The following is a 26,983-nucleotide window of genomic DNA, read 5'->3' as shown; positions in this document are numbered from 1 at the left end:
CTTTAAAACATGCTTTGCACCTTATACACGAACTCCATCCACACCCAGTAGCGGATGGCTTTGCCCAGGAACATGGAGATGGCGACGATCCAGATGTTGGCGCGGAGGAAACCCAGTGCCACTGCGATGAAGTCACCGATGCCCGGCAGGAAGACGAAGAAGCCCATCCACGAGCCTTTTCCCGCAATCCATTCTTGTACCTTTTGCAGCTTTTTGGCATCTAGTTTGAGGTATTTCTCAATCCATTCCACTTTACCCAGCATACCGAGCCAGTAACAACTCATGCCGCCCAGGAAATTACCCAAGGTCGCGGCTACCATACAGGGCCAGTAGGCCGAACCTGCCAGCAGTACGCCGGTCAGTACGACTTCGCTGCTGAAGGGCAGGATGGTGGCAGCGAGGAAAGAGGCGATAAACACCCCGATATATCCGTATTCTATCAGAAATTCCATATACGTAAAAATAAGAGGATAAAATAAAGCACGATTGTTGCATAGAATGTCCAGAAGACGATCCTGCCCCGCATCACGGTGAAGAAGTGAGCGATCAGTATCGAAGCCGGGACACAGGCTGTTTCCAGAAACTCTTCCGATGCTTGTTCGTAAAGGAAATAGAGCCCGAATGCCCATATCGACAGGACGATAAGGAAGGATAAGAATTGGCGTGTACGTAAAACATCCTCATATTCGTGCGTAATGATATTGATGGCGGAAACCGCTGTTAAAAGGGCAACGGCCGCAATACCTATCCAGTCGAGCAGCCCTATTCCCGTAGCCATCAGGAAACGTATTTTAAACAAGCCCGCAAACGGGATGGTGAACGGCGTAAAGTCACGGAACCAGACGCACCAGGCGAACAGGAACCAGTAAACGGTACCTACTCCCAGCAGGGAGGCAAGGAATGTCCGGATATTCAGTGTCCTGAAATTATACATCCCTATCCAGAAGATGGGAATGAACCAAAGAATATGCACCCACAACAAACTCCCGATCCCGATCAGCAAGGCGGTATTGTAGGCGTTGCTTTTGGCATGGGGGTCGTGGTAGGAGGTGAATAGCTGGTAGATGGCGAGTATCAGGCAGAATACACCGAGCGAGGTGGACTTCAACGGTAGGAAGTCCGGATTGGTGCTGATGAACAGTACGTAGAACAGGAAAGGCAGCAGCGTCTTTTCGCGGATCAGCACCAGGATATAGTTGGCACGGTGGAGCAGGAAGGCTCCCCCGAACATCAACAGCATACCGATGGTATACGTGAAAGCCTTGCCGGGCAATACCTGGCAGATAGCATTCCACAGGGGAGGGGCTGTCACCTCTCCGTATACCGGATAGCCGACCGAGTTGAAATAGCTTACGATCCAGCAGGCAATACAAGCCACCAGCACAACCACAAAAGTGCCTGTGCCTGATATACTGTGCCTGCGGGAGTAATGGTATGTATTGTTCATTCTGAATTAGAAAAATGTGAAACATTTTTCAGTTGACAGATGACAGTTGACAAGTGACAGTTGGGCTTCGCGTTCGGTAAATAAATCGGCTGAAAGCCGACATAACTGTCAACTGTCACTTGTCAACTGTCAACTTTTGAAATGGCTCACTTTTGATAATATTTAAACTTACTTACAGATCGAACCCGATGTCTTTACGGAAATACTTCCGGTCGAATAGGATGGTCTTTGCTCCGGCAAATGAGCGGGCAAGGGCCTCTTCCTTGTTGGCTCCGTATGAGCTGACGGCGATGACGCGTCCACCGTTGGTCAGGATACGTCCGCTGGCAGCGATGGTGCCGGCATGAAAGAGGATATTGTCGGATGGCACGTCATCCAGTCCATAGATTATTTTGCCTTTTTCATACGCTTCGGGGTAACCGCCGCTTACCAGCATGACTGTAACGGCTGCACGCGGGTCGTGAACCAGGGTGCGGCTGTCGAGGTTACCTTCGGCTATCCCTTCCAGCAGGTCTACCAGGTCGCTTTGGATACGGAGCATGACTACTTCCGTCTCCGGGTCGCCCATGCGGCAATTGTATTCGATCACCTTCGGATCGTTTTCGTTGATCAGGCCGAGGAAGATGAAACCTTTATAGTCGATACCTTCCGCCTTCAGTCCTTCGATGGTCGGGCGGATGATTTGTTCGTCTACCTTTGCCATATATGCTTCGTCGGCGAAAGGAACGGGCGAAACAGCACCCATACCGCCGGTGTTGAGGCCGGTGTTGCCTTCGCCGATACGTTTATAATCTTTGGCTACCGGGAGCACTTTGTAGTTTGTGCCGTCGGTCATGACGAATACGGAGCATTCGATACCTGTCATGAACTCTTCGATAAGGACTGTCTTGCTGGCATCGCCGAACATACCGTCCAGCATGTTGGCCAGTTCCTTTTTCGCTTCTTCCAGTGTGTTGAGGATCAGCACTCCTTTTCCGGCTGCCAGTCCGTCGGCTTTCAGCACATAAGGAGCTTCCAGCGATTCAAGGAATGCATATCCTTCTTCCAGATTTTCGCTTGAAATACTCTTATAGCGGGCAGTCGGAATGTTGTGGCGCATCATGAATGCTTTGGCGAAATCCTTGCTGCCTTCCAGCTGCGCGCCTTCCTTCGACGGGCCGATCACAGGGATACCTGCCAGTGAAGCGTCGTTTTTGAAGAAGTCGTAAACACCTTTTACCAATGGGTCTTCCGGACCTACAACTACCATATTCACATTGTTGGCCAATACGAAGTCTTTGATGGCCTGGAAATCGTCTGCCTTGATAGCTACATTGGTTCCCACCTGAGCCGTACCTGCGTTGCCGGGAGCAATGAATAACTTGTCCGTTTTCGGACTTTGAGCAATTTTCCAGGCTATTGCATGTTCGCGGCCGCCGGAGCCTAATAACAGAATGTTCATATCGTTGTAATTTATTATTATTGTTATATTGCAATATCGAATGTTTAGCCTCAGTTCAAGCAGACGGCAATTGAACTGAGCTTAAAGCCATCCTTGAAACTTAACTGTCAACTGTCACTTGTCAACTGTCAACTATTTAAGGTAGTCGTCAAAGTATCGCGTAATCTTCTCATACAGATGCGGGCGGTCTTTGCCGGTCACGTTGTGCTGATGGCGCGGGTAGACGAAATAGTCCGGATACGTATCGGCATCCACGCAGGCTTTCAGGAAGCCCAGGCTGTGTTGCCATACAACCACAGGGTCGATGTCGCCGTGGATCATCAGGAGGTGTCCTTTCAGGTTGCCTGCCTTCAGCTTCATGTTGGCATTCTTATATCCTTCGGGATTATCCTGCGGACGGTCCATATACCGTTCGCCGTACATGATCTCGTAGTTGCTCCAGTCGATCACCGGACCGCCTGCAACGCCTACCTTGAATATTTCCGGGTATGAAAGCATCAGGTTGGTAGTCATGAAACCGCCGTAGCTCCAGCCATGCACACCGATACGGCCGGCATCCACATACGGGAGCGATTTGAGGAAGTCTACCCCTTTGACCTGGTCCGCCATCTCGTTGACACCGAGGTTGCGGTGGATAACACTTTCAAATTCAAATCCGCGGTTGGCCGATCCCCTGCTGTCTACCGTCAGCATGACGTATCCGCGTTGGGCCATATAGATATCCCATCCCCGTACGCCGTTCATAAAGTCGCCGGTAATCAGTTGGGCATGCGGACCGCCGTACACATAGATAATGGCGGGATATTTTTTGTTTTCATCCAGTCCGACCGGTTTGACCAGGCGGTAGTTGAGATTCGTTACACCGTCGGCTGCTTTGATAGTACCGACTTCGATCTCGGGTAGGGCATAACCTTCGTACGGATTTTCAGCTGTCAGTAGGGTTTCTATCGTCTTTCTGTTTTTCGTCTGTACGATCTCTATCTTTCGGGGAACATCGGGAGTGGAATAATTGTCGATGGCATATTTCCCGTCCGGGCTGATCGAGAGGTTGTGTACCCCCCGTAAGCCTGTGCCTCCGGATATCAGATGAGTCTCTCCTTTCTTCATCTCCAATCGCCAGCCGTTGATGTTTAGCGGTGTCCCGTAACTAAACGAACTCAGCGGATGTGGTTGTGTGGACGTGATGAACAGGTTTTCACCTTTCGGGTCGAAGCCCAAAACATTCATTACGATCCAGTCTCCTTTGGTCAGTTGTTTGAGCAGCTTACCACTGGTATCATACAGATACAGATGGTTGTAGCCGTCGCGCTGGCTCTGCCAGATAAATTTATCCGGGTCGTTGGGGAGGAAGAGCACCGGGTGTTGCGGCTCTACATACCGGTCGTTCTTTTCAGTGAACAGGTCGGCCTCCTTCTCGCCGGTCAGGGCGGAATAACGGACCAGGTGCATTTCATTCTGGTCGCGGTTCAGCTCGGCGATATAGATACTTTTCTCGTCCGGGCTCCAGGCTATGTTTGTCAGATACTTCTCTTTCGGTGTTCCGGTTTGCAGCCAGACAGTTTCCCCGTTCGCCAGGTTATAGATGCCGACGGTTACTTCATGGCTCTTCATGCCTGCCATCGGATACTTTTGCGGTTCCGCTTTGGCACAACGGGCATCGATATTTACGATGGGATAATCGGTTACCATGCTTTCATCCATCCGGTAAAAGGCTAAGGCAGAGCCTTTCGGCGACCAGAACAACCCTTTGTTAATACCGAACTCCCGCTGGTGAACGGCCTGTCCGCAGACAATACCGTCTTTTGTTTCACGTGTAACAATGCTGGTCTGATTGTCCGGTGAAAGGATTTTGATATTATTTCCGTCCGTGAATGCCAGGTAACTGTTTGCCGGGCAGAACTCGTAATTGCTTCCTGCTTTATCCAGTCGATAATCGGCAACGACTTTCCCTTCCTGCATATCGTAATGGATACGATGCTGTTTCTGGGTAAAGGCCAATATCTGTTTCCCTTTATAAGGAACCGAGAACGACGGCATACGGGCCACGGAATCGAGGCCGGCAGCCTGCAACGCCTGGTTCAGTCCGGAGCGGCTGACGCGTATTTCGGGATAGTGCTTTGGCTTGGCTCCTATTACACTGTTCTTCTCTACATATATATACATGTCGCCGGCCCATTGTAACCCCGACCGGTTCTCAGGAACAAAACGGCTGTGCGTTTTCCCCCCGGGGATCAGGTCGTGTAAGGTGAACTGTTTGTCCTGTGCCATCAATGTTATAGGTGTAGATAAAACAAATGCACAAAGTAGCAGTGATGATTTAATCTTCTGAATCATCCTCTCTCTTTTTAAATGTTTTCTTGAAGGAACTGTCGCCGAAATTCCGTTTGTCCGGACGGTCATCGAAGCGCTTCCGGTTGGAGTCGAACCTCTTCCGGTCGCCGTTTTTTCCGTCTTCCGTCTTATAGCGCATCTTTGCCGGTCTTTCGCCAAAAGGCTTGCGATCCGGGCGCTCGCCTCCAAACTGCTTACGCATCGGACGCCCGTCATTGCGCTCTTCTCCAAAATAACGTTTTCCGGGTGTTGCTGCTGCGCGTTCTTCTTCATCTTCGCTATGAGCGGCGGCAAAGCGGCGGGCAGGACTATCCATACGGTCGTACTTCATGTTGGGGCGTGTTGAAGAGAATGGGCGGTCGTTGTTCCGGCTTCCGTACTCTTTTCTTGGGAACTCAGTCTTGGGCCGTGAGTCGGATGGTGTTTCTCCTTCTTCGCTCAGTGCTTTCTTATAGTCTTTGTTCTTTCCTTCAAAGATATCGTAGCAACGGTATTCACAATCGAGCGAACCGTTGATCAGTTTCATTTTCTCATTAGGGCGCAGGCCAATCTTGTCGAAGCATTCGTCTTTGTAACTTAGTATCCATACTTTATAACCGGTGAATACATGTTTGATGCGTTCGCCGATCATCGTATAGAGACCTAGTAGGTCGCGGGTGGAGATACGTTCGCCATAAGGAGGGTTGGTTACCATGATACCCGGCTGTGGTGCTTCCGTAAATTGTTGGAAAGGCAACACTTTCAGGTCGATATATTTAGCCAGTCCGGCGCTGCGGATATTCTTCTGGGCGATCTCGATGGCCGCCGGGTTGATATCCGAGCCGTAGCATTTGAAGGTGAACTCGCGTTCCTTGCTCTCGTCGTTATAGATACGGTCGAACAGTTCCTGGTCGAAGTCGATCCATTTTTCGAAAGCAAACTCTTTGCGGTGGATACCCGGAGCGATGTTCAGGGCGATCATGGCTGCTTCGATCAGCAAGGTACCGGAACCACACATCGGATCGACGAAGTTCGATTCGCCTTTCCAGCCTGTTTTCAGGATCATACCGGCAGCCAGCACTTCGTTCAGCGGTGCTTCCGTCTGTTCCACACGATAGCCGCGTTTGTGGAGGCTCTCGCCGGAACTGTCGATAGACAAGGTACAATCGTTGTGGGAGATATGTATGTTGATATATAAGTCGGGGTTATTCACACGTACGGACGGGCGCTTGTTGTGCTTCTCCATGAAGTAGTCGACAATTGCATCTTTGGTACGGTAAGCCACGAATTTGGAGTGATTGAAATCTTCCGAGTAGATCACGGAGTCGATCGCAAAGGTCTTATCCAGTGACATGTAGTTTTCCCATGCGACCTTTTTTACTTCCTTATAAACCGTATCGGCATCTTTTGCTTTAAAGTGATAGATAGGTTTCAGGATGCGTAAGGCGGTGCGGCAACAGAAGTTCGCCCTGTAAAGGACTTCTTTATCTCCTGTGAAGGATACCATACGACGGCCAATCTCTATGTCGTTGGCACCTATAGCTAATAACTCACCGGCCAGTATTTCTTCTAACCCGTACAGGGTTTTGGCCACCATTTCAAATGTCTCGTTATTCATTTGTGTGCGTTGTAAGAAAAGATATTATTTAGTTACTTTATTTTGTGTTATAACATCGCCGGGAGGTATATCTCCGGTGATCCATACGTTACCACAGACCGTAGCTCCCTTGCCGATCCGTATCCTGCCCAGCAAAGTGGCATTGGAATAGACGGTTACGTCGTCTTCCAGAATCGGATGACGGGCTACGCCGCGGATAGCATTCCCGTTTTCGTCGGGGGGCAGTTTCTCTCCGGCAAGGCTGACGCCCTGGAAGATACGTACGCGGTTCCCGATGATACTGGTTTCGCCTATCACGGTTCCTGTTCCGTGGTCGATAGAGAAATAGTGTCCGATTTCAGCTCCCGGATGGATGTCGATACCTGTCTCGGAATGAGCCATTTCGGTGATCATACGGGGGATGAAAGGGACACGTAGCTTATAGAGCTGGTGTGCGATGCGGTAGTTACAGATTGCCCGGAATCCGGGATAGCAGAATATGACTTCGCTGATGTTCTGTGCTGCAGGGTCGCCGTTGAAGGCGGCTTCGGCATCGGTCGCGAGCAGGCTTCGCATTTCCGGCAGGGTAGAGATAAATGCTTCGGTAAGTTCCTCCGCATGGGCTTGTATTTTCTCTTCCGGACAGGATGTACAACTTGTGTCGGCCAGGCAAAGTCCTGCATAGATCTGCTGGCAGAGTAGGGTGTGCAGGGTTTCTACGTTTACTCCGGTATGGAAACGGAGGGTTTGCTTGCTGATCCGTGCATTCCCGTAGTAACCCGGAAACAGGATTGCGCGGCACAGGTCTATGATGTCCTTCAGTACTTCTCCCGAAGGTAATGCCTCTTCGTCACGGTATGCATGAAACAGTTGTTTGTATGAGCTCTCGTCCGAAAGCTTCTCTACTGTTTCATTCAGTACCTTGCTATGCTTTTGCAATCCCATTATTTTGAACGTCTTATTTTGGGCAAAAGTACATTAAATATCTGATATATGCGTACTTTTTAATAGGTAATAACTGCTTTGAAATGTGTTTCCGGCGGCCGTTGATCAGTAAAGAAATCGGAGAATGTCACCTTAAAGATGATGAATCCGTCTTTTGTATATTCGGCAGCATAAGTCTCTGTCCAGATATTATTTTCTTTATCTATTCGATTAACAGGATTAGGCAATGCGGTTTGTGCTTCTTTACTTGTATTAAAATCCAGATACATATAACAGGTAATCAGTCCTTCTTTATAAGCGTCCTGATACAGATCGAAATCTTCATCTGAAATCCTGTACTGGAACATATAAAAAGGTTCACCCCCATTATCAACTAATTTCCAGTCACCTGACTCGACAGGTATATCCTTGTCAAATATCCAATAGGTTTTACTACCATCATCTCCGTCTTTTCCCGGAGGTCCCATTGGTCCTTCGCATGAAGCGAACAGGAGTGCCATTAAAAATATTGCTAACAAATTCTTCATAAATTCATTCTCTTAAATGTTTAGTATTTCTTGTGTGGAGCCCCGAACTCTTTGCATGTTACTTCATCGAGGTCTACCAGCCATATTTTTACATTCTTTACTGCCGGATCGGAATAACGAAATTCTTTGTCCGAATACTGCTTCATAATAATATTCAACGCCTCTGTTTTCTTGTCGAAATCCTCTTCAAACCGCACTTCTCCCCAGCCTATGACGCTTTTGGAACGCATGCGGTAACTACAAGCCACTTCGGGATGCTGGAATACCAGGTCGTGGTCGGTACTGAAGGTGACGCACACCTTCGGGTTCCGTTCCAGGATAGAGATACTTCTACCTTCCTGCGCTGAATGTAAATAAATAACACCATTCTGATAACCAAAGTTCATGGGAATGACGTAAGGTGTGCCATCTGTATCTGCCAGCCCGACAAAGCAGACGTCGCAGCTACGGATAATCTCCTCGATATGTTCTTTCTCTGTGTGTACCAGTGTTTTCATTACTTTTTTAATTATGCTTTTGCAAACATAGCTAAAAAAGTTCAATTCTCCTGAATTAGAGGGGCACTAAATAATTTTTCAGAGGAAGGATAGGCGTATTGTTCTATTGGAGATGTTGCGGTGATTTGTCAAAAAGAAAGTCCTGTTCAAAATGAAATGTCAGGATGTTGTGCTTCTATTTGGATGACAAAATGATAATTTATCTTTGTCTGGGTAGCTTCTGTAAGGAGAGTATAGGGACTTGTGTATTTTATGGGCTTGTGCAGGGATGGATGGTTGATGTTTTGCTATGTCAAAAGGAATTATTACGATATTGTGATTTTTATGTAGTCGTTTTTGGTGGCGTGGTCTTTTTAAATGACTGCGATGTGTGCTCTTTTTGATATTTCTTGTCTGATCGTATTATTAGCTATTCTAGCGTGTCGAATATGCCGGATAACATGTTTTTGTTCTGTTATAGGAGCTTACCCGGATGGTTTATTAACAAAAATTCACCTGAAGAGAAGCCTCATTTCGTTTTAAATAAAATGTCAGTTCGTTTTAAACGAATTTTTAATCCGTTTAAAACGAGATGGGGAAGATGGTTTAGTATTCTTTGGTGTTAATATATGTTTATTTGGCTCTTCTGGAAGTGATAGATATGAATTTGCATGTGTTAGCAAATATGATCTTTTCTAATTATATAGAAAGTGAATGTCCTATTTGCTGATCATTTGTTATTATTCTATATGACAGCTAGAGTAGGCTTCTCCAACAAATATTGTATTAAGCCGTTTCACAATTAGAAAAAGGTGAGCTATCCAAGCAAGTCTCAGTCATAAATAAGACATGCCTTGTTACAGGTTTATTTGCCGTCAGTTTTAACTGACGGATTACAAGTTTTTTCTTTTTGGGGCTTTAGCCACATTTCTCTAAGCATAGAGAGTGTGTTTAAAATGGGACTAAAGTCCAAAGAAATAAATCATTTACTAAACCGTCAGTTAAAACTGACGGCAAATGAACCTGTAATGACGAAGTCTCTTTGATAAAAGGATAGTTCAAACAGACAATTTTTGAAACATTCAATTTTGATAAAATGTGAGTCTATATGAATTTGCTGAGAGGTTATTTTATATATTTGTACCTAGTAACTCGTTAACATACTGACTTATGAATAAAGCTGCCCTTCTTGTTGTGTTTTGTATGACTTTGTTCGTCCCTGTTTGTGCGCAGGGGATACACTTTGATTCTTATCCTTCTCATCCCCGTTTGCTGGTTAAGCAGGGAGAAGAACAGAAGATAAAATCCGGTCTGGCACATAATCCGGAGATACTCCGGTTGCATGAATATCTTCTTCGGCAATGCGATGCTTTCGCGATGAAGCCGATGCTGACCTATAAAAAAGAAGGGAAGCGCCTGCTTGCCGTATCACGGGAAGCTTTGCGGCGCATTTTCTATCTCTCTTATGCTTATCGCATGACAGGGGAGGAGAAATACCTCCTGCGTGCCGAGCAGGAAATGATTGCCGTTTGTTCGTTCGATGACTGGAATCCCTCGCATTTTCTTGATACGGGTGAAATGACCATGGCGGTTGCTCTCGGCTATGATTGGTTGTTCGATAAACTATCTACGGATACGCGGAAACTGGTGAAAGAGGCTATTCTGAATAAAGGTTTTGCCCCGTCGCGCGATAAGCGGTATAACTGGTTCCTGAGTGCATCCAACAACTGGAACCAGGTCTGTAATGCCGGATTGGTTTACGGTGCATTGGCTGTTCTGGAGGATCATCCGGGGGAGGCGCGCGAGATCATTGAGCGGGCTTTGTCTACAGTCGGTTTGACATTGAAAGGGTATGCTCCCGATGGTGCTTATCCCGAAGGATATAATTATTGGGGATATGGAACTACTTTCCAGGTACTTATGAATGCGGCACTCGAATCGACTCTGGGGGCTGATGGCGGACTTTCTGAGGCAGAAGGTTTTTTGGCTTCTGCGCGCTTTATGCAATTTATGACCGGGACGACCGGCAAATGTTTTAATTTCAGCGATTCGCGTGAGTCGGTCTTTGCCTTGCCCGCTATGTATTGGTTTGCCGATAAATTGCAGGACCCTTCTTTGTTATGGAATGAGAAGGATATTTTAAGCCGGGCCGAGTTGTCGTTCTCCGATGAAGAAAACCGCTTTTTACCATTGATCCCCATCTATGGATCACGATATAAAATGAAAGAACTGATGCCTCCTGCAACTAAGTTGTGGGTTGGAAACGGACAAACGCCTGTCGTATTGATTCGTACGGGATGGCAGGACGGTGAAGGTTTTTATCTGGGAATAAAAGGGGGAACAGCTTCGACCAGTCATGCCCATATGGATGCCGGATCGTTTGTTTTTGATGCTTTGGGTGTCCGCTGGGTGCAGGATTTGGGCATGCAGGAATACTATTCGCTGGAAAAAGAAAATGTAGATTTGTGGAACTCTTCACAGGAAGGGCAACGCTGGGATGTATTCCGTTATAATAACCTGGCTCATAGTACGCTGACTGTAAATGGCAAATATCACCGTGTAAAAGGCTTCGTACCTGTGACAAATATATACTCGGATGATCATAAGCTCGGTGCTTCTCTGGAAATGACGGAATTGTTCGGGGGAGATTTGAAAAGTGCCGTCCGCGAAGTCGCGCTAATCAATGAAAAATATCTTTCGGTGACCGACCGGGTACAGGCAGACGACCAGCCTGCTTCCGTCAGGTGGACAATCGTGACCGGAGCCGTTCCCCGTGTATTGGACAGCCATATGGTGGAACTGAAAAAAGACGGTAAATGCATGCAACTGATCGTGGATAGTCCGTCCGCCACAGCCGTATCTATCCTGGATAATGTATCGAAGAATAGTTATGATGCTCCCAATGAAGGAACGTACCGGGTCGTTTTCGATGTGAACCTGGAAAGCGGACAGGAAAAAGAAATCAAGGTACGGCTCGTCCCTGCTACCGATCGATAACTACCAGAACAGGGCCGTCACTGTGGCACCGATCGTAAAATAGTGCATCTTATGTTTGCTTAAATGGGATTCGCTGTAAGTCGGTTTATCGCTGGTGAGGCTGGTCAATAGCTGGTAAGGGGCTTTCAGGAAGGTATAATCGTAATCCACGAACATACGTATCCCCAGATTGCGATTGACTATTCCGGTTGCTGAAATACCTGTGCGCAGGATGTAATTACTGCTGCCTTCCCCTTTCATGAAAGCGATATTGTTCACGGTTGTGTAAGGAGCTTGCTTTTCCTGCAGGTCCATTTCGACATCATTTTTAACCAGGTGGGAATATCCTGCCTGGAACTTTGTTCCCAGGAGCAATTTACCGGCTACCGGCAAGGAGAAATAAGGCCCTGCCGTAAAGGTAAAAATACCGGTAGGATCTGCATGGACACGGGTAATGTTATATTTGGTCGAAGGGGTTGTCCCGGTGTATAGCGACATATCGAAAGCCATCGGACTGGCGAGTGCCGTCACTTCACCTCCGATACCGAAATAAGGGTTGAAGAAATAACCGCCTTTTACGCTTACGTTGGTTGCCCCCGGAGAACTGAGCCGTATGTTCTTGCCGATCTCGACGCTCCCGTTGATGATGCTGTATCCGACTGAAAATTCAAGGAAAGACGGCCTTCCGCCTTTAGGGGCAGATTCCCTGAGCTTATCAGGCAGATTCAGTCCTTTGTCTTTGAAAATAAGGTCGGCGAGGAAATAGCCCAGTTCGGCGGATAAGATACCGATACCGGCACCTGCCAGTACGTCGCTCAGCCAGTGGCGGTTGTTCAGTTGGCGGCTGAAAGCGGTGGCGGTCGCTACCGTATATCCTCCTATGCTGTATAACGGGCTGCGTGTCAGGCCATACTCCCGGTGCATGATGGTGGCCGCCATAAAAGCAGTTGCCGTGTGCCCCGAAGGAAACGAATTGTTTTTTGAACCGTCCGGCCGTTCCCGTTTGATGGTGTATTTCATGCTGTTGACGGCTGTCGCCATGATACCGGCGGCAAACAGGTCCGATACGAGTAGGCGAGGCCACGAACTGCGGCTTTCTACACCTCCCAGTTTCATCCCGATCACGGCTGCCAGCGGGGCATATTGCAGGAAATCGTCATACCTGTAATGGAAATCAGGTACGTGGGTATTGCGTAATGTCCGGAATTTATCTCCCTGCCCGTAGGTGATGGCCGATATGACAAAAAGAGGCACGGGAACGCGCAGCATCTGGTATACCTTATTCTCTGATATTTTATTGTAAGTGGTTTCAAACTCATTTCTTGAATTCCTGAATATCAAGCTGTCTTTCCGCTGGGCATCGACAGTCGATGTGATAAGCATTATAAATAAGATGCTTAGTGCTTTACGTTGTAACATGCAATCCTCTAATTATTTTGCGAAGATATGAAAAAGCAGGTGCGTGCCTGTTACATTTTAGTTAAATTCTGTCTTGATCAAATATTGCGTTTTACTGCTCCCGAAATGTATGGGTTTGATTGGCGAAATATTTCTTTAATCGTTTGCGTGATACGTGTATTTAGCATACCTTTGCCTGACAATTGGGTACATTGATATGAATCTTTAAAAACAATTAAATAACTTAAATTATTATCTTATGTGGTTACTTAATTCTTCTATCGGGAAAAAGCTCATTATGAGTATTACAGGGCTTTTTCTTGTTTTGTTCTTATTGTTCCACTTGTCAATGAATGTGGCGGCTGCTTTCTCGGGAGAAGCCTATAACATGATTTGTTCATTGCTGGGAGCTAATTGGTATGCCGTTGCAGCAACACTGGTGCTGGCTGCAGGCGTTGTGATTCACTTTGTGTATGCTTTGATGTTGACACTTCAGAACCGTAAGGCTCGCGGTAACGACCGTTATGCAATCAACGCTCGTCCGAAAGGTGTGGAATGGGCATCTCAGAACATGCTGGTACTGGGCATTATCATTGTCCTGTTCATGGTGTTGCACTTCAGCCAGTTCTGGTATAAGATGATGTTCGCCGAACTGATGGGCAATCACACAGTAACTCTTTGCGACGGAACGACTACCGTATCTCCTCAGGACGGTGCAGCGTTTATCAACTACTATTTCCAGGGTAATATCCTGAACACAGTTCTTTACCTGGTATGGTACGTGGCTTTGTGGTTCCACCTGACTCACGGATTCTGGAGCGCTATCCAGACAATCGGTTGGAACAATACGATCTGGATGAACCGTTGGATCTGCATTTCAAAGATCGTAGCAACTGCTATCTGCGTGATCTTTGCTATTATTACTATCGTATTCTACCTGAATGGTGTAGGCGGTGATTATGTAGCTGTTTGTGCAGGACATTAATTTAAGGTGTAACAATTGAAAATAAATCATTATGACTCAGATAGATTCTAAAATCCCTCAGGGCCCGTTGGCTGAGAAGTGGAAAAATTATAAAGATCATCAGAAACTGGTGAATCCCGCAAACAAACGTCGCCTGGACGTAATTGTAGTTGGTACTGGTCTGGCCGGTGCTTCTGCTGCTGCCTCTCTGGCTGAAATGGGATTCAATGTATTGAATTTCTGTATCCAGGATTCTCCCCGCCGTGCACACTCTATCGCTGCACAGGGTGGTATCAATGCTGCAAAGAATTATCAGAATGATGGTGACTCTGTTTACCGTCTGTTCTACGATACAATTAAAGGTGGTGACTACCGTGCCCGCGAAGCAAACGTTTATCGTCTGGCTGAAGTGTCAAACTCTATTATCGACCAGTGCGTGGCACAGGGTGTACCTTTCGCTCGCGAATACGGTGGTCTGCTGGATAACCGTTCATTCGGTGGAGCTCAGGTATCCCGTACGTTCTATGCCCGTGGTCAGACCGGACAGCAGTTATTATTGGGTGCTTACTCTGCTTTGAGCCGTATGATCGGTTTGAACAAAGTAAAGATGTACACTCGTCACGAAATGCTGGATGTTGTTAAGGTGGATGGCCGCGCTCGCGGTATCATTGCCCGTAACCTGATCACCGGTAAGATCGAACGTTTCTCTGCTCACGCCGTAGTGGTTGCAACAGGTGGTTATGTAAATACATTCTTCCTGTCTACCAACGCAATGGCTTCCAACGGTTCTGCTGCATGGCAGTGCTACAAGAAAGGTGCTTACTTCGCTAACCCTTGTATGGTGCAGATCCACCCGACTTGTGTACCTGTACACGGCGACTACCAGTCTAAGCTGACGTTGATGTCTGAATCACTGCGTAACGACGGTCGTATCTGGGTTCCGAAGAAACTGGAAGATGCAAAAGCATTGCAGGCCGGAACCAAGAAAGGTAAAGATATTCCTGAAGCAGACCGCGACTACTATCTGGAACGCCGTTATCCGGCATTCGGTAACCTGGTTCCGCGTGACGTGGCTTCACGTGCTGCTAAAGAACGTTGCGACGCCGGTTTCGGTGTAAACAACACAGGTTTGGCTGTATTCCTTGATTTCTCCGACGCTATCAACCGTCTGGGTAAGGATGTTGTGAAAGCAAAATATGGTAACTTGTTCGACATGTACGAAGAAATTACCAACGACGATCCATATGAAACTCCGATGATGATCTATCCGGCACTGCACTACTCGATGGGTGGTCTGTGGGTAGACTATGAATTGCAGACTTCTATCCCGGGTCTGTTCGCTATCGGTGAAGCCAACTTCTCTGACCACGGTGCTAACCGTCTGGGTGCATCTGCTTTGATGCAAGGTTTGGCTGACGGTTACTTCGTATTGCCTTATACTATCCAGAACTATCTGTCCGACCAGATTCAGGTTCCGCGTTTCAGCACCGACCTGCCTGAGTTCGCAGAATCAGAAAAGGCTATCAAGGACCGTATCAAGAAATTGATGAGCATCAAGGGTAAAGAATCTGTTGATTCTATCCATAAGAAACTGGGTCACATCATGTGGGAATACATCGGTATGGCTCGCGATGCCGAAGGTTTGAAAGAAGCTATCCAGAAATTGAAAGACCTGAAGAAGGAATTCTGGACAAATGTACATATCCCGGGTGAAGCTGATGACCTGAACGTTGAGTTGGAAAAGGCTTTGCGTCTGGCAGACTTTATTGAGATCGGTGCGCTGATGGCTCATGATGCCCTGGATCGTGCTGAATCTTGTGGTGGACACTTCCGTACTGAACATCAGACTGAAGAAGGTGAAGCTCTTCGTCACGATGATAAATTTATGTATGTATCTTGCTGGGAATATCAGGGTGAAGACAAAGATCCTGTTATGCTGAAGGAAGATCTGAATTATGAATTCGTAGTACCTCAGACACGTAACTACAAGAAGTAACAATTTTCAAAAATTAGAATCATGGATAAAGATATAAATATCACACTCAAAGTCTGGCGTCAGAAAGGTCCTAACGTAAAAGGGCAGTTCGAAACTTACCAGCTGAAAAACATTAACCAGGGTACTTCTTTCCTGGAAATGCTTGATATCCTGAACGAACAGCTGATTAACGAAGGCAAAGATCCTATCGTTTTCGACCATGACTGTCGTGAAGGTATCTGCGGTATGTGTTCATTGTATGTAAACGGACATCCGCACGGACCGGCAACAGGTGCTACTACCTGCCAGCTGTACATGCGTCGTTTCAACGATGGTGAAACAATCACGATCGAACCGTGGCGTTCTGCCGGTTTCCCGGTAATCCGCGACTTGATGGTAGACCGTTATGCTTATGATAAGATCATCCAGGCTGGTGGTTTCACCTCTGTTAATACAGGAGGTGTGCCTGATGCAAACGCAATTCCTATCCCTCGTGCAGATGCTGAAATGGCTATGGATGCTGCTGCATGTATCGGTTGTGGTGCTTGTGCTGCTGCTTGTAAGAACGGTTCGGCTATGCTGTTCGTTTCTGCAAAGGTTAGCCAGCTGGCTCTGTTGCCTCAGGGTAAGGTTGAAGCGACTCGCCGTGCAAAAGCAATGGTTGCCAAGATGGATGAACTGGGCTTCGGTAACTGTACCAACACTCGCGCTTGCGAAATGGAATGTCCGAAGAATATCTCTGTCAGCAACATCGCTCGCCTGAACCGCGAATTCATCGTTGCTAAATTACAAGACTAATATACATTATAATATATGTATTGCTTGGGAGGCGTTGCTTTATGCAGCGCCTCTTTTTTTATGCCCAGCTTTTTTTATTGTTTTATCGTATTGACCGATGCTAACTTTTCCCCTCTGGAGAGGGGGCAGGGGGTGTGTCATTTCACGAACGAACGCCTCATTTTAACATTTCGAAATCTAATAATAAATATCTTGAACCTTGTTAGCCTTTCTTATATGCTATACAACACTAATTAGCATTTTAACTATTGACAAGTTGGAGAATACCTGTATCTTTGTACTGTGGTTTTTTCATAATAGTATTAGATTTAAGGTTAACAAAGTTGGTTAGGGCTTGTCGTGAGACAGGCTTTAATTGTTTGTAGGGGTTTGCATCCGGCATATCCCTTTTTTTAGCTCTCCCTGTATTCTTGAGGGGTCATTCCCACGTGTTGTCTGAAGTATTTATTGAAGAACGACAGGTTGTCGAAACCCAGAGCGAATGCAATCTTCTTAACCGGCATATCGGTCGATTTAAGCTGTGCTTTCGCATCCATGATAATGATATTGCTCAGGATATCCAACGCGGTTCGTCCGCTGACTTTCTTTATTACGTAGCAGAAATGTTGCAAGGTGATATTAAGCCGCTTGGCATAATAGGAGACGCTATGCTCTTTCGTATAGTTCTCCATCGCCAGCTGCACGAACTCGCGGCATATCTCCATATTGCGTGTCATCGGAGCATTGCTATATGGCGTATGGTTTTTATACAGTTCGATTACTCCTTGCATGAAGATGGTGAAGATAGCCTTTATGATCTCTTTGTTCTCGATGGTCTTAGGCAAAGAATACGCCTTGATCAGCAAGGAAAAAGCCTCCTGGTATAACTGGGAGACCGGTACGGGCAGAGGCATCACCGGGCTGTCGAAGATAACGGGCAGATAGTTCGTGATAGTTTTGATATAGTTGATATGACTCACAAACGTAGAAGAGAATCCGGCAAAACACAGTTTGACATCGTCGGATACTTCGTGTATCTGGATAAAGCATCCCGGAGGAAGCGTAATGAAATCATTGGGTTTGATAATAAATTTTGTCAGGTTGACGGTGGCCTGTACACTGCCCTGTACGCAAAGCACAAAAACACCGGCTTTGATCTTGCAGGGGAAGCGGCCGTATTGATTTAATATTTCACCCGTAATGCTGTCTCCGACGATAAAATCCAGAGGAATGTCGAATTTAGGAATGTTGTCTTCCATGTTGTTATCTCCACTATTTTAAATGTACAAATATAAGACTATTTAGATTTTCTGACTGATATTCTTAAATATAGAACATCGAATCCCACAAATGGAGATTGTTTTATGATATATAATAGGTGAAATTTGCGAATGTTTTCAAGTCTGGCTGATAGATTTATGGGTATGGTATATATTTGTCTGTCTGCTTAATAAGATATGGGAGCTAATACTAATAGAGAAATCTAATCATAATAACAATGGGTACAAAACGAACAAAGAGCTCTTTCAGAACAATGAGCACAAACAGAAAATTAGAATCTGTTTTCCTGTTTGTCACAGGGCGGTGTAATGCCAAATGTAAAATGTGCTTCTATGCGGAAGACATGGATAAAAAAGAAAAAGACCTGACTTTTGAAGAAATAAAGAAGATCTCCGAAACAGCCGGACAGTTCAATCGTTTGTGGGTATCCGGCGGTGAGCCGACACTGCGTGAGGAATTACCTGAAATTATAGAGATGTTCTATAAGAATAACGAGATAAAAGACGTGAACATTCCTACCAACGGATTGAAGCCCGACCGGATCATTGCCTGGGTGAAACAAATCCGCCGGAATTGTCCGGAACTGAATATCAACCTCAGTCTTTCATTGGACGGTTTCGGTGATACACACGATATACAGCGCGGTGTCCCCGGTAACTTCTACAAAGCGATGGGGACGTTGAAGATGATTGAGAAAAACTTTGCTGACGACGGCAGGGTGCTGAAAAACCTTGCCACCGTAATTACAAAATATAACCTGGAGGAGGTACAGGATTTGATGCTTTGGATTTTAGGCCGTTTCCATCTGTCCAACCATATTATCGAGGCTGCACGCGGAATGACGCGCGACGACGGGGTGAAGGTGCTTACCGAGCCTACTTTACGCGCTTTGCAGGACGAGGTTGTGCCTATCTATAATGTCTATGGGGAACGTATGGCGGAAGAGACCGGTGGCTTCAGAAAACCGATTGCCCGTTTCTTCTATCTGGGCTTCATCCGTACATTATATAATGTACGTGCGACCAATATCGATCATCCGACTCCCTGGGGAATGGATTGTACGGCGGGAGAGACCACCTTGGTGATCGACTATGACGGCCGTTTCCGTGCCTGCGAGCTTCGCGAGCCGATCGGTAATGTAAAGGATTACGATTGTAATATCGCTAAGATCATGCAGAGTGATGCCATGAAGCAGGAGATCGCTGCTATCGGTCATGGGGATAAGGCGAATTGCTGGTGTACGCATGGATGTTGGATCACTTCATCGCTGGTCTTCAATCCGCGTAAGATGATCACCCATGTATATAAAGGATACCGCGAAATGAAGAAACTGAACCGTCCGCTGGATATCAGTGAAGACTTGTTGCAGAGCATCGAACGGAAGTATGCTTTGGACGAACAGAAATTGGTAGAACTGGGAATACGTAACTAAAAAGATTTAAGACGGTATTTACCGGACGCAGATATCGCAGAAAGCGCAGATTAACGCAGACTTATTTTATTGATAATTAATATATCTGCGTTACTCTGCGCTCGTCTGCGTAATCTGCGTCCGGTTTATTTGTTTTGGCACACCCTCTATTTTGTCTTTAGGGAATAATTGTCAAGTTATCCGGCAGAATTGCCATTTCCTATAGGGTAAAAATGTCAGATCTTTGCATCATAAGTTAAACTGATAAACAAAGAAAGACATGACTACTAAACTAAAGGATTTATTTGACACATTTCTGAACATGGCAGCTTCTTCACAGAAACTGGGTATTAACCTGATCCGTGTTGCTATTCTGATCATATTCGTATGGATCGGCGGACTGAAATTCTGGAATTATGAAGCGGAAGGGATCGTTCCCTTTGTGGCAAACAGCCCGTTTATGAGCTTCTTCTATACCAAGAGCGCACCTGAATACAAAGAATATAAATTGAAAGAGGGTGAATTCAATGAAGCCAAACATCAGTGGCATGTAGAAAACAATACATATGGTTTCTCACATGGGCTGGGTATCCTGATCATGGCGATCGGTATACTGACCTTTCTGGGGATCTTTTCTCCGAAGATTGGTCTGGTAGGCTCCCTACTGGCTATCATAATGACGATAGGCACCTTGTCGTTCCTCGTCACTACGCCGGAGGTATGGGTTCCGGATCTGGGTAGCGGAGAGCATGGCTTCCCGTTGCTTACGGGAGCAGGTCGTCTGGTGATAAAAGACACGGCGATTATTGCCGGGGCGATCGTTGTCCTGTCTGATTGCGCTCAGCGGATATTGAAGAAGAAATAGGAACAGAAAGTGTTTATTTTAACACTTCGGAAGTAAAAAACAAACATATTGAAACTTGTTAGCTTTTCTTATACGACACGAAACATGATTTAGCATAAAACCCCTTGACAAATTTGGATTAAGCCGTATATTTGTATCGTGGTTTTTTCATAATAGTATTAGATTTAAGGTTAACAAAGTTGGTTAGGGCTTGTCGTGAGACAGGCTTTAATTGTTTATAGGGGTTTGCATTCAGGACAGATGCAGGCCTTTTTGTTTTTCTGCATTGAATATTTCCTTTTTTTGTCGGTTATTTTCGGCGATTCACCGATCTTTGACTGTAATAGGACGTTTCTCTCTTGTCCGGGAGGTGGCTGATACCTACTTTTGTTTCAAACATTTAAACAATACAGATTATGAATCTTAGAAAAAACATCTTTTGGGCAATCCCGTTTATCGTAGTCGGGATTGTATGGTTGCTGAAGAACATGGGTATGATTGCTACCGATATCTTTGATATTATAGTATCCTGGCAGATGCTGGTGATGTATGTGGGAGTTTCTACCTTTTTTTCCCGCCAGTATGTCGGAGGATTGATCACCTTTTTATTCGGACTATACTTTCTGATGCCTGAGTTGGACTGGATGGATGGCAGTGGAATGACTATCTGGCCGCTACTTCTGGTGTTGGCCGGTATCGTGATACTCTTTTCGCCACGGAAGAAAAACAATACTCATTGGAGAAATAGAAGGGGAACGACAGGTAACGAGGCAGACACTGGTACAAAAAGTGAATTTATCAATATAGACGGTTATGTGGAATCGGATAATACGTTTAGTTCCGTGGAGCAGATCATTCTGGATCCGGTTTTCAAAGGAGCACGGATCAAGGTTTTGTTCGGGGGAACCATTCTGGATTTGCGAAGAACAAAGCTGGAAGGTCCGCGGACCTATATTGACATCGATTGTACGTTTGCCGGGGTGGAAATATATGTGCCCAATGACTGGCGGCTTCATTTTAATGTCCGTACCCTGATGGGAGGCTGTGAAGATAAACGTTTCAATGCTTCTGTAAACATGGATAACGATCATGTATTGGTGGTACGCGGAAATGCGACTTTTGGCGGAATCGAATTCAAAAGTTGATTATGCAGACGCATCCGTTTATAAACTCTGTCTTTTATAGGATTGCCGGTATCACGCTGGCATCGATCGTCTGTTGCACAGGGGCTTTGTTGTTGTATTACTACGAACATACGGGGTGGCTGCTTGCATGGCTTGACAGTCTGGTTTCGGTAGGGTTATTCTCTGTTTCCGGTTTTCTGCTCTGGTATGTTACCGGAGTATTGCGTCCGATACAGGCCCAGATTGCATTAACTATCGGTGTCCTGGCGATTTCTATTATAGGAGGGTATATGGTGGGGACATTGATTTGTCCCGGTCGGATGGAATGGTTTGCTTCGACTATCCCTTTCCGTTTTCTGTTTGGTCTGCTGGGATGGATTATTCTGGCTCAATGGTATTTTATTCGCTGGAAGGAGATTCGGAAAGAAGAACCGTCTGAGGATTCTCTTGTTTCTGTTGAGACTGAAACATCACTGCCACCTGAAGAAGCGTTACTGGATCGTATCTCTGTGAAAGACGGCACCCGTATCCATCTGATCCGGTTGGACGAACTGCTCTATATCCAGGCAAGCGGCGATTATGTGACGTTGTTCACCTCGACAGGTCAATATGTCAAGGAACAGACGATGAAATATTTTGAAACGCATCTGCCGGAGAATGCTTTTATCCGTATTCACCGGTCTTGTATCGTGAATAGCGGGGAGATCATCCGTGTGGAATTGTTCGGGAAAGACAGTTACCAGGTTCGTTTGAAAACAGGTGTCTGTTTGCGTGCCAGTCTGACCGGCTATCGGTTGCTTAAAGAACGCCTTTCCCTGTAAAATAGCTCACTTTAATTGTTAAAATTAGCAGTTTTTGTCTGTATTGTATAAAGTTTTGTCTTCAGAAACATTTTTTAGCCGGAATGTGTGAAGAGCTTAACATATATTGTCTGTAAAAGGCTTGACAAATGCTTGTCGTGAGTGTATCTTTGCATTGTGGTTTTTTCATAATAGTATTAGATTTAAGGTTAACAAAGTTGGTTAGGGGTTGTCGTGAGACAGCCTTTAATGTTTTATAGAGGTTTGCATTTTCGGATGTGAGCCTTTTTTGTTTTCTACCCTGTAACAAATGCGTCAAAAAATGACGTAAATGTTGCAATCCTGTTAATTCTCTATGAATTAAATGCATAAATACAAATTATTGGCGAATCCGTGCTTTCCGTACTTCTCTTTATTGGCTTAGTTTGCACCATCAACCTTGAATAAGTAAAATAAAACTGATAGACATGAAAGCACTATTGTTAACTGTAGCCCTTTTACTGGGGTGTATGAATGTTTCTTCCCAGGAGAAAGATGCGGACATCATATCCGTCTCTACAAATGACTTGAGCATGATCTTTTCTATCTCTTCGGATAAAAAAGTAGTATATAACTATTTTGGAGATAAATTCCGGCATGTTTCCCCTTTCCTTAATAAGAAGTATAAAGAACAACCGGATAACGGTATCGGTTATGCTCCGGCAATCTATCCTGCTTACGGAGGACGCCTTTTCCTGAATCCGGCATTGAAGCTGACGCATAATGACGGTGTTCAGACTACAGAATTGATATATGCGGACCATTCCGTAAAGAATATCGATAATAATAGAATAGAAACCGTAATACAGTTGAAAGATCCTTTGTACCCGGTTTTCGTCAATCTCAATTTTGTAGCTTACCAAAAGGAAAATGTGATCTGTCAGTCTGTTTCCATCTCTCATCAGGAAAAGACCCGGCTGGCTGTCGAAAATATATCTTCCGCTTATCTTCCCTTACATGCAGACTCTTACTATCTGACTCATTTTCATGGCGCATGGGCTTCTGAAATGCAATTGGTGGAAGAGCAACTGACTCCCGGTGTCAAACGGGTGGAATCCAAGAAAGGCATACGGACCACGCAGTCTGAAAACTCTTCTTTCCTGTTGTCTCTGAACGGACCGGCTTATGAAGATATGGGTGAAGTCTATGCCGGTTCACTGGCTTGGTCGGGCAACTATCTGACCTCTTTTGAAGTGGATGAATGCGGCATGCTGCATGTGTTGACCGGTATGAATAATTTTGCCTCTACTTATAATCTGGAACCGGGTAAAATATTGCAAACCCCGGAAATGGTATGGACATATAGTTCTACCGGTAAAGGACAGGTTTCCAGAAATCTGCACGACTGGTCGCGTAACTATGCATTGGCTCATGGCGATCAGGAATTGCCGATCGTCCTGAACAGTTGGGAAGGTGCTTATTTTAACTTTACTGAGAAGACAATCACGGATATGATCGATGATGCTGCTGCTTTCGGTGTTGAAATGTTCGTACTCGACGACGGATGGTTTGCCAACAAATATCCGCGTAACTCGGATAAGGTCGGTTTGGGTGACTGGCAGGTAAATAAGAAAAAATTACCGCGCGGGATCGATTATCTGGCGAAGTATGCAGTAAATAAAGGACTGAAATTCGGCATCTGGATCGAACCGGAAATGGTAAGTCCAAAGAGTGAACTGGCAGAAAAACATCCGGAATGGATTGTAAAGAGCGGTAAGCGTGATATTATCCCGATGCGTAACCAATGGTTGCTCGATCTGAGCAATCCGGCTGTACAGGATTTTGTGGTGAAGACTTTCGACGATGTAATCGCTTTGTCTCCTCATATTTCCTATATTAAATGGGATGCGAACCGCCACGTCGACAATTTCGGTTCCGATTACCTTTCTAAAGAGGATCAGACCCATTTCTGGATCGAGTATATAAAAGGACTGTATAGTGCTTACGAACGGATCCGTGCAAAGCATCCGGATGTTATGATCCAGTTGTGTTCGGCCGGTGGCGGCCGCCTGGATTTCGGAGCGTTGAAATATCACGATGAGTTCTGGGCAAGCGATAACACCAACTCGCTCGACCGTATATTCATCCAGTACAGTACGAATCTTTTCTTCCCGGCAAAAGCCACAGCTTCCCATGTTTCGACTACTCCGAACCATCAAACGGGTATGATGGCACCGCTGAAATTCCGTTTTGATGTTGCCATGACGGGGCGTCTGGGTATGGAATTGCAACCGAAGGATTTGACAGGTGATGAACTGCCTTTTGCAGAACAGGCCATAAAGAACTATAAACGTATCCGCCCGATCGTACAGCTGGGCGATCTTTATCGTCTCAAATCGCCTTACGACGGAACCGGATGGGCTTCGCATATGTATATATCCAAAGATAAAAAGGAATCTGTATTTTTTGCTTACAGCCTGAAATATCACGGACGTACAACATTCTTTGAGACCAAACTGAAAGGACTGGATCCGGCTAAAATGTATAAGATCACTGAATTGAATAAAGCCGGAAACAGTTCCTTCTACGGCGACGGGCAGGTATTCCCCGGTGATTATCTGATGAATGCCGGTATCAGCCTGACAATCGGGAATACGTATGAAAGTACGGTCCTGCTGATTACAGAACAGTAATATTTAATTATCAATACATGAAACTCATCAATTTAAATCTGCTGCTATTGCTCGCCCTTGTTGTATCCTGTAGCGAACCTTTCGTCTCTTCGGGGAAATGGACGGTCAGCTACGATCAGGAGCAGAAAGGCCACCGTATCGAAAAAGAGAGCCAGCTTCTTTCCGATGGGGTCTACGCTTCGTATAAGTTAGGCGACAAATTGGTCACAACCCGTGACTACAGGAGTAGTCGTTCGAAAGCAACCGCTATCAGCGATGCATTCGGCGAAGGATCGTTATTACAGGTTACCTATACCGATAGCAACCTGCCTACACTGGTGCAATCTTTCTACATCTATCCGGAGAAAGATTATTTGTTGACGGAATTTACCCTTCAGGGAGGGAATGCCGATGTCGAATCGAATTATATGGCTCCGGTCAACATCGATCGTATGCCTGCTTTACTCGCCGAAGGGGATAACCGTGCGTTGTTCCAGCCTTTCGATAACGATTGCTGGATTCGTTATCAGTCTCATCCGCTGACTTTCGATCAGTTGCGTAGTTATGAAGTGGCTACCGTATTCAATAATAAGGATCGTAAAGGTCTTGTCATCGGTTCGGTAGAGCATTCCGACTGGAAGACAGGTATCGATATGGTCAAAGGCGACCGCAGCAATATCGGTTCGCTGGTTTGTTTCGGGGGTGTTGCCGATACGCTGACACGTGATTCGAAAGCACATGGTAGCCTGAAAGGGAAAACAGTGAAGTCGCCGAAGGTCTTTGTCGGTTTCTTCAATGACTGGCGTGCCGGACTGGAAGAATACGGAAAAGCGAATGCTGTAGTAGCTCCCGTGAAGAAATGGCCGGGTGCCGTTACGTTCGGTTGGAACAGTTGGGGTGCACTTCAGTTCAAGCTGACTTACCAGAAGGCGCTGGAGGTGTCCGATTTCTTCAGGGATAATTTGCAGAACAACCATTTTGTGAATCCCGACGGCAATGTGACGATCGGCCTCGACTCCGGCTGGAATAGCTTTAAGGATGAAGAACTGAAAGATTTCGTAGATCATTGTACGGCTAACGGACAGATTGCCGGCGTATACTGGACGCCGTTTACCGATTGGGGCAGACGTCCGGATCGGACCATCAAGGATGCTCCTGATTATAAGTATAAAGATGTTTATCTGTATGCGAATGGCCAGCCGCAGGAACTGGACGGTGCCTATGCGATCGACCCGACTCATCCGGCTATTGAGGAAATGATGAAGAAAACGTCTGAGCTATTCCATCGTTGCGGTTTCAAATACGTGAAGATGGACTTTATGACACACGGGGCGATGGAAGCCGACAAATGGTACAATCCGGAGATCCGGACAGGTATCCAGGCCTACAACTACGGCATGCAGCTGTTGAACAAATACTTCGGCGACATGTACATCAATCTGTCTATCTCTCCTGTATTCCCGGCTCATTACGCTAATTCACGCCGTATTGCCTGTGATGCCTGGAATAAGATCAAAGATACCGAATACACGCTGAATGCCCTTTCTTACGGCTGGTGGCAGGATGAGGTGTACCAGTATAACGATGCCGACCACCTGGTGCTGCGCGAAGCGACCGAAGGCGAGAACCGGGCCCGTATGACTTCCGGTGCTATTACCGGCTTGTATATCGTTGGTGACGATTTCAGTAAGGGCGGTAAACAGATCGACAAGGACCGTGCCATGAAATTCATGACCAACCAAAGAGTGAATGATGTCGCCAGAGGTATTTCATTCGCTCCGGTGGAAGGAAATGGAGAACGTTCTGAAAATCAATTTATTCGCCATGATGCAGACGGATCATCTTATTTCGCTATCTTTAATTATTCGGAAGAGGAGATGAATGCCACAGTTTCGCTTGAACGCCTCGGATTGGAGCCGACGGTTACTTACAGGGCAAGAGAGCTCTGGAGCGGATATGAACAGCCTGTCAAGGAAAAACTCACAGTGACGGTCCCCGCCAGGGATGCGTTGCTTTACAAGATAGAAAACAACTAAATG

At 46.0% G+C, this 26,983-nt stretch carries 20 protein-coding genes; 10 read left to right on the top strand and 10 right to left on the bottom strand.

Translation table 11 applies throughout. From position 1 onward, the window contains the following. Window positions 1-2: 2 nt before the first annotated feature. The 8 genes from DWW23_RS10550 to DWW23_RS10515 form a co-directional block, all read right to left on the bottom strand. On the bottom strand, window positions 3-452 hold the full coding sequence (locus DWW23_RS10550) for a YqaA family protein (protein WP_122353240.1): 450 nt from the start codon (window positions 450-452) through the stop codon (window positions 3-5). Continuing rightward, window positions 440-1,447, bottom strand: coding sequence for a hypothetical protein (locus DWW23_RS10545; RefSeq protein ID WP_122353239.1), 1,008 nt, complete (start codon window positions 1,445-1,447; stop codon window positions 440-442). Before DWW23_RS10545 ends, DWW23_RS10550 begins: the two co-directional genes overlap by 13 nt. 172 nt (window positions 1,448-1,619) lie before the next feature. After that, a complete protein-coding gene (purD, locus tag DWW23_RS10540; RefSeq protein WP_122353238.1) occupies window positions 1,620-2,888 on the bottom strand; it encodes a phosphoribosylamine--glycine ligase in 1,269 nt (422 codons plus the stop codon). A gap of 132 nt (window positions 2,889-3,020) precedes the next feature. Further along, window positions 3,021-5,222 carry a DPP IV N-terminal domain-containing protein gene (locus DWW23_RS10535; protein ID WP_122353237.1) on the bottom strand — a complete coding sequence of 734 codons (2,202 nt, stop codon included), beginning with the start codon at window positions 5,220-5,222 and terminating at the stop codon, window positions 3,021-3,023. Continuing rightward, the gene (locus DWW23_RS10530; protein ID WP_370449253.1) at window positions 5,206-6,816 is read right to left on the bottom strand and encodes a class I SAM-dependent RNA methyltransferase; all 1,611 of its coding nucleotides are present in this window, start codon (window positions 6,814-6,816) and stop codon (window positions 5,206-5,208) included. Before DWW23_RS10530 ends, DWW23_RS10535 begins: the two co-directional genes overlap by 17 nt. Window positions 6,817-6,840: 24 nt before the next feature. Beyond that, window positions 6,841-7,740 (bottom strand): serine O-acetyltransferase, encoded by a 900-nt coding sequence (locus tag DWW23_RS10525; RefSeq protein WP_122353236.1) that lies wholly within the window; start codon window positions 7,738-7,740, stop codon window positions 6,841-6,843. 59 nt (window positions 7,741-7,799) lie between these two features. After that, window positions 7,800-8,267 carry a hypothetical protein gene (locus DWW23_RS10520; RefSeq protein WP_122353235.1) on the bottom strand — a complete coding sequence of 156 codons (468 nt, stop codon included), beginning with the start codon at window positions 8,265-8,267 and terminating at the stop codon, window positions 7,800-7,802. A gap of 20 nt (window positions 8,268-8,287) precedes the next feature. Continuing rightward, entirely contained in the window at window positions 8,288-8,764 is a 477-nt protein-coding gene (locus DWW23_RS10515) for a pyridoxamine 5'-phosphate oxidase family protein (RefSeq protein ID WP_122353234.1), read from the bottom strand. A gap of 1,149 nt (window positions 8,765-9,913) precedes the next feature. Between DWW23_RS10515 and DWW23_RS10510 the strand changes: the two genes are divergently transcribed. Then, the gene (locus DWW23_RS10510) at window positions 9,914-11,740 is read left to right on the top strand and encodes a heparinase II/III family protein (RefSeq protein WP_122353233.1); all 1,827 of its coding nucleotides are present in this window, start codon (window positions 9,914-9,916) and stop codon (window positions 11,738-11,740) included. On the opposite strand, the gene DWW23_RS10505 is transcribed toward DWW23_RS10510, so the two are convergent. Beyond that, window positions 11,741-13,138: a phosphatase PAP2 family protein gene (locus DWW23_RS10505; protein ID WP_122353232.1), complete on the bottom strand. Its 1,398-nt coding sequence runs from the start codon at window positions 13,136-13,138 to the stop codon at window positions 11,741-11,743. A gap of 238 nt (window positions 13,139-13,376) precedes the next feature. On the opposite strand from DWW23_RS10505, the gene DWW23_RS10500 reads away from it, so the two are divergent. The 3 genes from DWW23_RS10500 to DWW23_RS10490 are packed head-to-tail and all read left to right on the top strand — an operon-like array spanning window position 13,377 to window position 16,854. After that, on the top strand, window positions 13,377-14,102 hold the full coding sequence (locus DWW23_RS10500) for a succinate dehydrogenase/fumarate reductase cytochrome b subunit (protein WP_122353231.1): 726 nt from the start codon (window positions 13,377-13,379) through the stop codon (window positions 14,100-14,102). 31 nt (window positions 14,103-14,133) lie between these two features. Further along, window positions 14,134-16,077, top strand: coding sequence for a fumarate reductase/succinate dehydrogenase flavoprotein subunit (locus DWW23_RS10495; RefSeq protein WP_122353230.1), 1,944 nt, complete (start codon window positions 14,134-14,136; stop codon window positions 16,075-16,077). Between the two features lie 21 nt (window positions 16,078-16,098). After that, window positions 16,099-16,854, top strand: a complete 756-nt coding sequence (locus DWW23_RS10490) for a succinate dehydrogenase/fumarate reductase iron-sulfur subunit (protein WP_122353229.1) — start codon at window positions 16,099-16,101, stop codon at window positions 16,852-16,854. Window positions 16,855-17,246: 392 nt separating this feature from the next. Here DWW23_RS10490 and DWW23_RS10485 read toward each other — a convergent pair whose 3' ends face one another. Next, the gene (locus DWW23_RS10485) at window positions 17,247-18,092 is read right to left on the bottom strand and encodes an AraC family transcriptional regulator (RefSeq protein WP_122353228.1); all 846 of its coding nucleotides are present in this window, start codon (window positions 18,090-18,092) and stop codon (window positions 17,247-17,249) included. Window positions 18,093-18,331: 239 nt separating this feature from the next. Between DWW23_RS10485 and DWW23_RS10480 the strand changes: the two genes are divergently transcribed. The 6 genes from DWW23_RS10480 (at window position 18,332) to DWW23_RS10450 (ending at window position 26,980) form a co-directional block, all read left to right on the top strand. Next, window positions 18,332-19,546, top strand: coding sequence for a radical SAM protein (locus DWW23_RS10480; RefSeq protein WP_122353227.1), 1,215 nt, complete (start codon window positions 18,332-18,334; stop codon window positions 19,544-19,546). A 259-nt stretch (window positions 19,547-19,805) separates the two neighbouring features. Continuing rightward, a complete protein-coding gene (locus DWW23_RS10475; RefSeq protein ID WP_122353226.1) occupies window positions 19,806-20,390 on the top strand; it encodes a DUF417 family protein in 585 nt (194 codons plus the stop codon). A 395-nt stretch (window positions 20,391-20,785) separates the two neighbouring features. Continuing rightward, window positions 20,786-21,514 (top strand): LiaI-LiaF-like domain-containing protein, encoded by a 729-nt coding sequence (locus tag DWW23_RS10470; protein WP_122353225.1) that lies wholly within the window; start codon window positions 20,786-20,788, stop codon window positions 21,512-21,514. Between the two features lie 2 nt (window positions 21,515-21,516). After that, the gene (locus DWW23_RS10465; RefSeq protein WP_122353224.1) at window positions 21,517-22,314 is read left to right on the top strand and encodes a LytTR family DNA-binding domain-containing protein; all 798 of its coding nucleotides are present in this window, start codon (window positions 21,517-21,519) and stop codon (window positions 22,312-22,314) included. Between the two features lie 446 nt (window positions 22,315-22,760). Then, window positions 22,761-24,965, top strand: coding sequence for an alpha-galactosidase (locus DWW23_RS10455; RefSeq protein ID WP_122353223.1), 2,205 nt, complete (start codon window positions 22,761-22,763; stop codon window positions 24,963-24,965). Window positions 24,966-24,982: 17 nt separating this feature from the next. Further along, window positions 24,983-26,980, top strand: coding sequence for an alpha-galactosidase (locus DWW23_RS10450; protein ID WP_122353222.1), 1,998 nt, complete (start codon window positions 24,983-24,985; stop codon window positions 26,978-26,980). Window positions 26,981-26,983 lie beyond the last annotated feature (3 nt).

The organism is Parabacteroides sp. AF14-59, assembly GCF_003479515.1.
Lineage (GTDB): Bacteria > Bacteroidota > Bacteroidia > Bacteroidales > Tannerellaceae > Parabacteroides > Parabacteroides faecis.
Note: the sequence above shows the minus strand (reverse complement) of the source record. Positions and strands in the feature narration are given on the sequence as shown.

What these genes read in the sequence shown, in the direction of transcription:
- DWW23_RS10550 (WP_122353240.1), bottom strand. Translation starts at nt 452, where the DNA reads ATGGAATTTCTGATAGAATACGGATATATCGGGGTGTTTATCGCCTCT.
- DWW23_RS10545 (WP_122353239.1), bottom strand. Translation starts at nt 1,447, where the DNA reads ATGAACAATACATACCATTACTCCCGCAGGCACAGTATATCAGGCACA.
- purD (WP_122353238.1), bottom strand. Translation starts at nt 2,888, where the DNA reads ATGAACATTCTGTTATTAGGCTCCGGCGGCCGCGAACATGCAATAGCC.
- DWW23_RS10535 (WP_122353237.1), bottom strand. Translation starts at nt 5,222, where the DNA reads ATGATTCAGAAGATTAAATCATCACTGCTACTTTGTGCATTTGTTTTA.
- DWW23_RS10530 (WP_370449253.1), bottom strand. Translation starts at nt 6,816, where the DNA reads ATGAATAACGAGACATTTGAAATGGTGGCCAAAACCCTGTACGGGTTA.
- DWW23_RS10525 (WP_122353236.1), bottom strand. Translation starts at nt 7,740, where the DNA reads ATGGGATTGCAAAAGCATAGCAAGGTACTGAATGAAACAGTAGAGAAG.
- DWW23_RS10520 (WP_122353235.1), bottom strand. Translation starts at nt 8,267, where the DNA reads ATGAAGAATTTGTTAGCAATATTTTTAATGGCACTCCTGTTCGCTTCA.
- DWW23_RS10515 (WP_122353234.1), bottom strand. Translation starts at nt 8,764, where the DNA reads ATGAAAACACTGGTACACACAGAGAAAGAACATATCGAGGAGATTATC.
- DWW23_RS10510 (WP_122353233.1), top strand. Translation starts at nt 9,914, where the DNA reads ATGAATAAAGCTGCCCTTCTTGTTGTGTTTTGTATGACTTTGTTCGTC.
- DWW23_RS10505 (WP_122353232.1), bottom strand. Translation starts at nt 13,138, where the DNA reads ATGTTACAACGTAAAGCACTAAGCATCTTATTTATAATGCTTATCACA.
- DWW23_RS10500 (WP_122353231.1), top strand. Translation starts at nt 13,377, where the DNA reads ATGTGGTTACTTAATTCTTCTATCGGGAAAAAGCTCATTATGAGTATT.
- DWW23_RS10495 (WP_122353230.1), top strand. Translation starts at nt 14,134, where the DNA reads ATGACTCAGATAGATTCTAAAATCCCTCAGGGCCCGTTGGCTGAGAAG.
- DWW23_RS10490 (WP_122353229.1), top strand. Translation starts at nt 16,099, where the DNA reads ATGGATAAAGATATAAATATCACACTCAAAGTCTGGCGTCAGAAAGGT.
- DWW23_RS10485 (WP_122353228.1), bottom strand. Translation starts at nt 18,092, where the DNA reads ATGGAAGACAACATTCCTAAATTCGACATTCCTCTGGATTTTATCGTC.
- DWW23_RS10480 (WP_122353227.1), top strand. Translation starts at nt 18,332, where the DNA reads ATGGGTACAAAACGAACAAAGAGCTCTTTCAGAACAATGAGCACAAAC.
- DWW23_RS10475 (WP_122353226.1), top strand. Translation starts at nt 19,806, where the DNA reads ATGACTACTAAACTAAAGGATTTATTTGACACATTTCTGAACATGGCA.
- DWW23_RS10470 (WP_122353225.1), top strand. Translation starts at nt 20,786, where the DNA reads ATGAATCTTAGAAAAAACATCTTTTGGGCAATCCCGTTTATCGTAGTC.
- DWW23_RS10465 (WP_122353224.1), top strand. Translation starts at nt 21,517, where the DNA reads ATGCAGACGCATCCGTTTATAAACTCTGTCTTTTATAGGATTGCCGGT.
- DWW23_RS10455 (WP_122353223.1), top strand. Translation starts at nt 22,761, where the DNA reads ATGAAAGCACTATTGTTAACTGTAGCCCTTTTACTGGGGTGTATGAAT.
- DWW23_RS10450 (WP_122353222.1), top strand. Translation starts at nt 24,983, where the DNA reads ATGAAACTCATCAATTTAAATCTGCTGCTATTGCTCGCCCTTGTTGTA.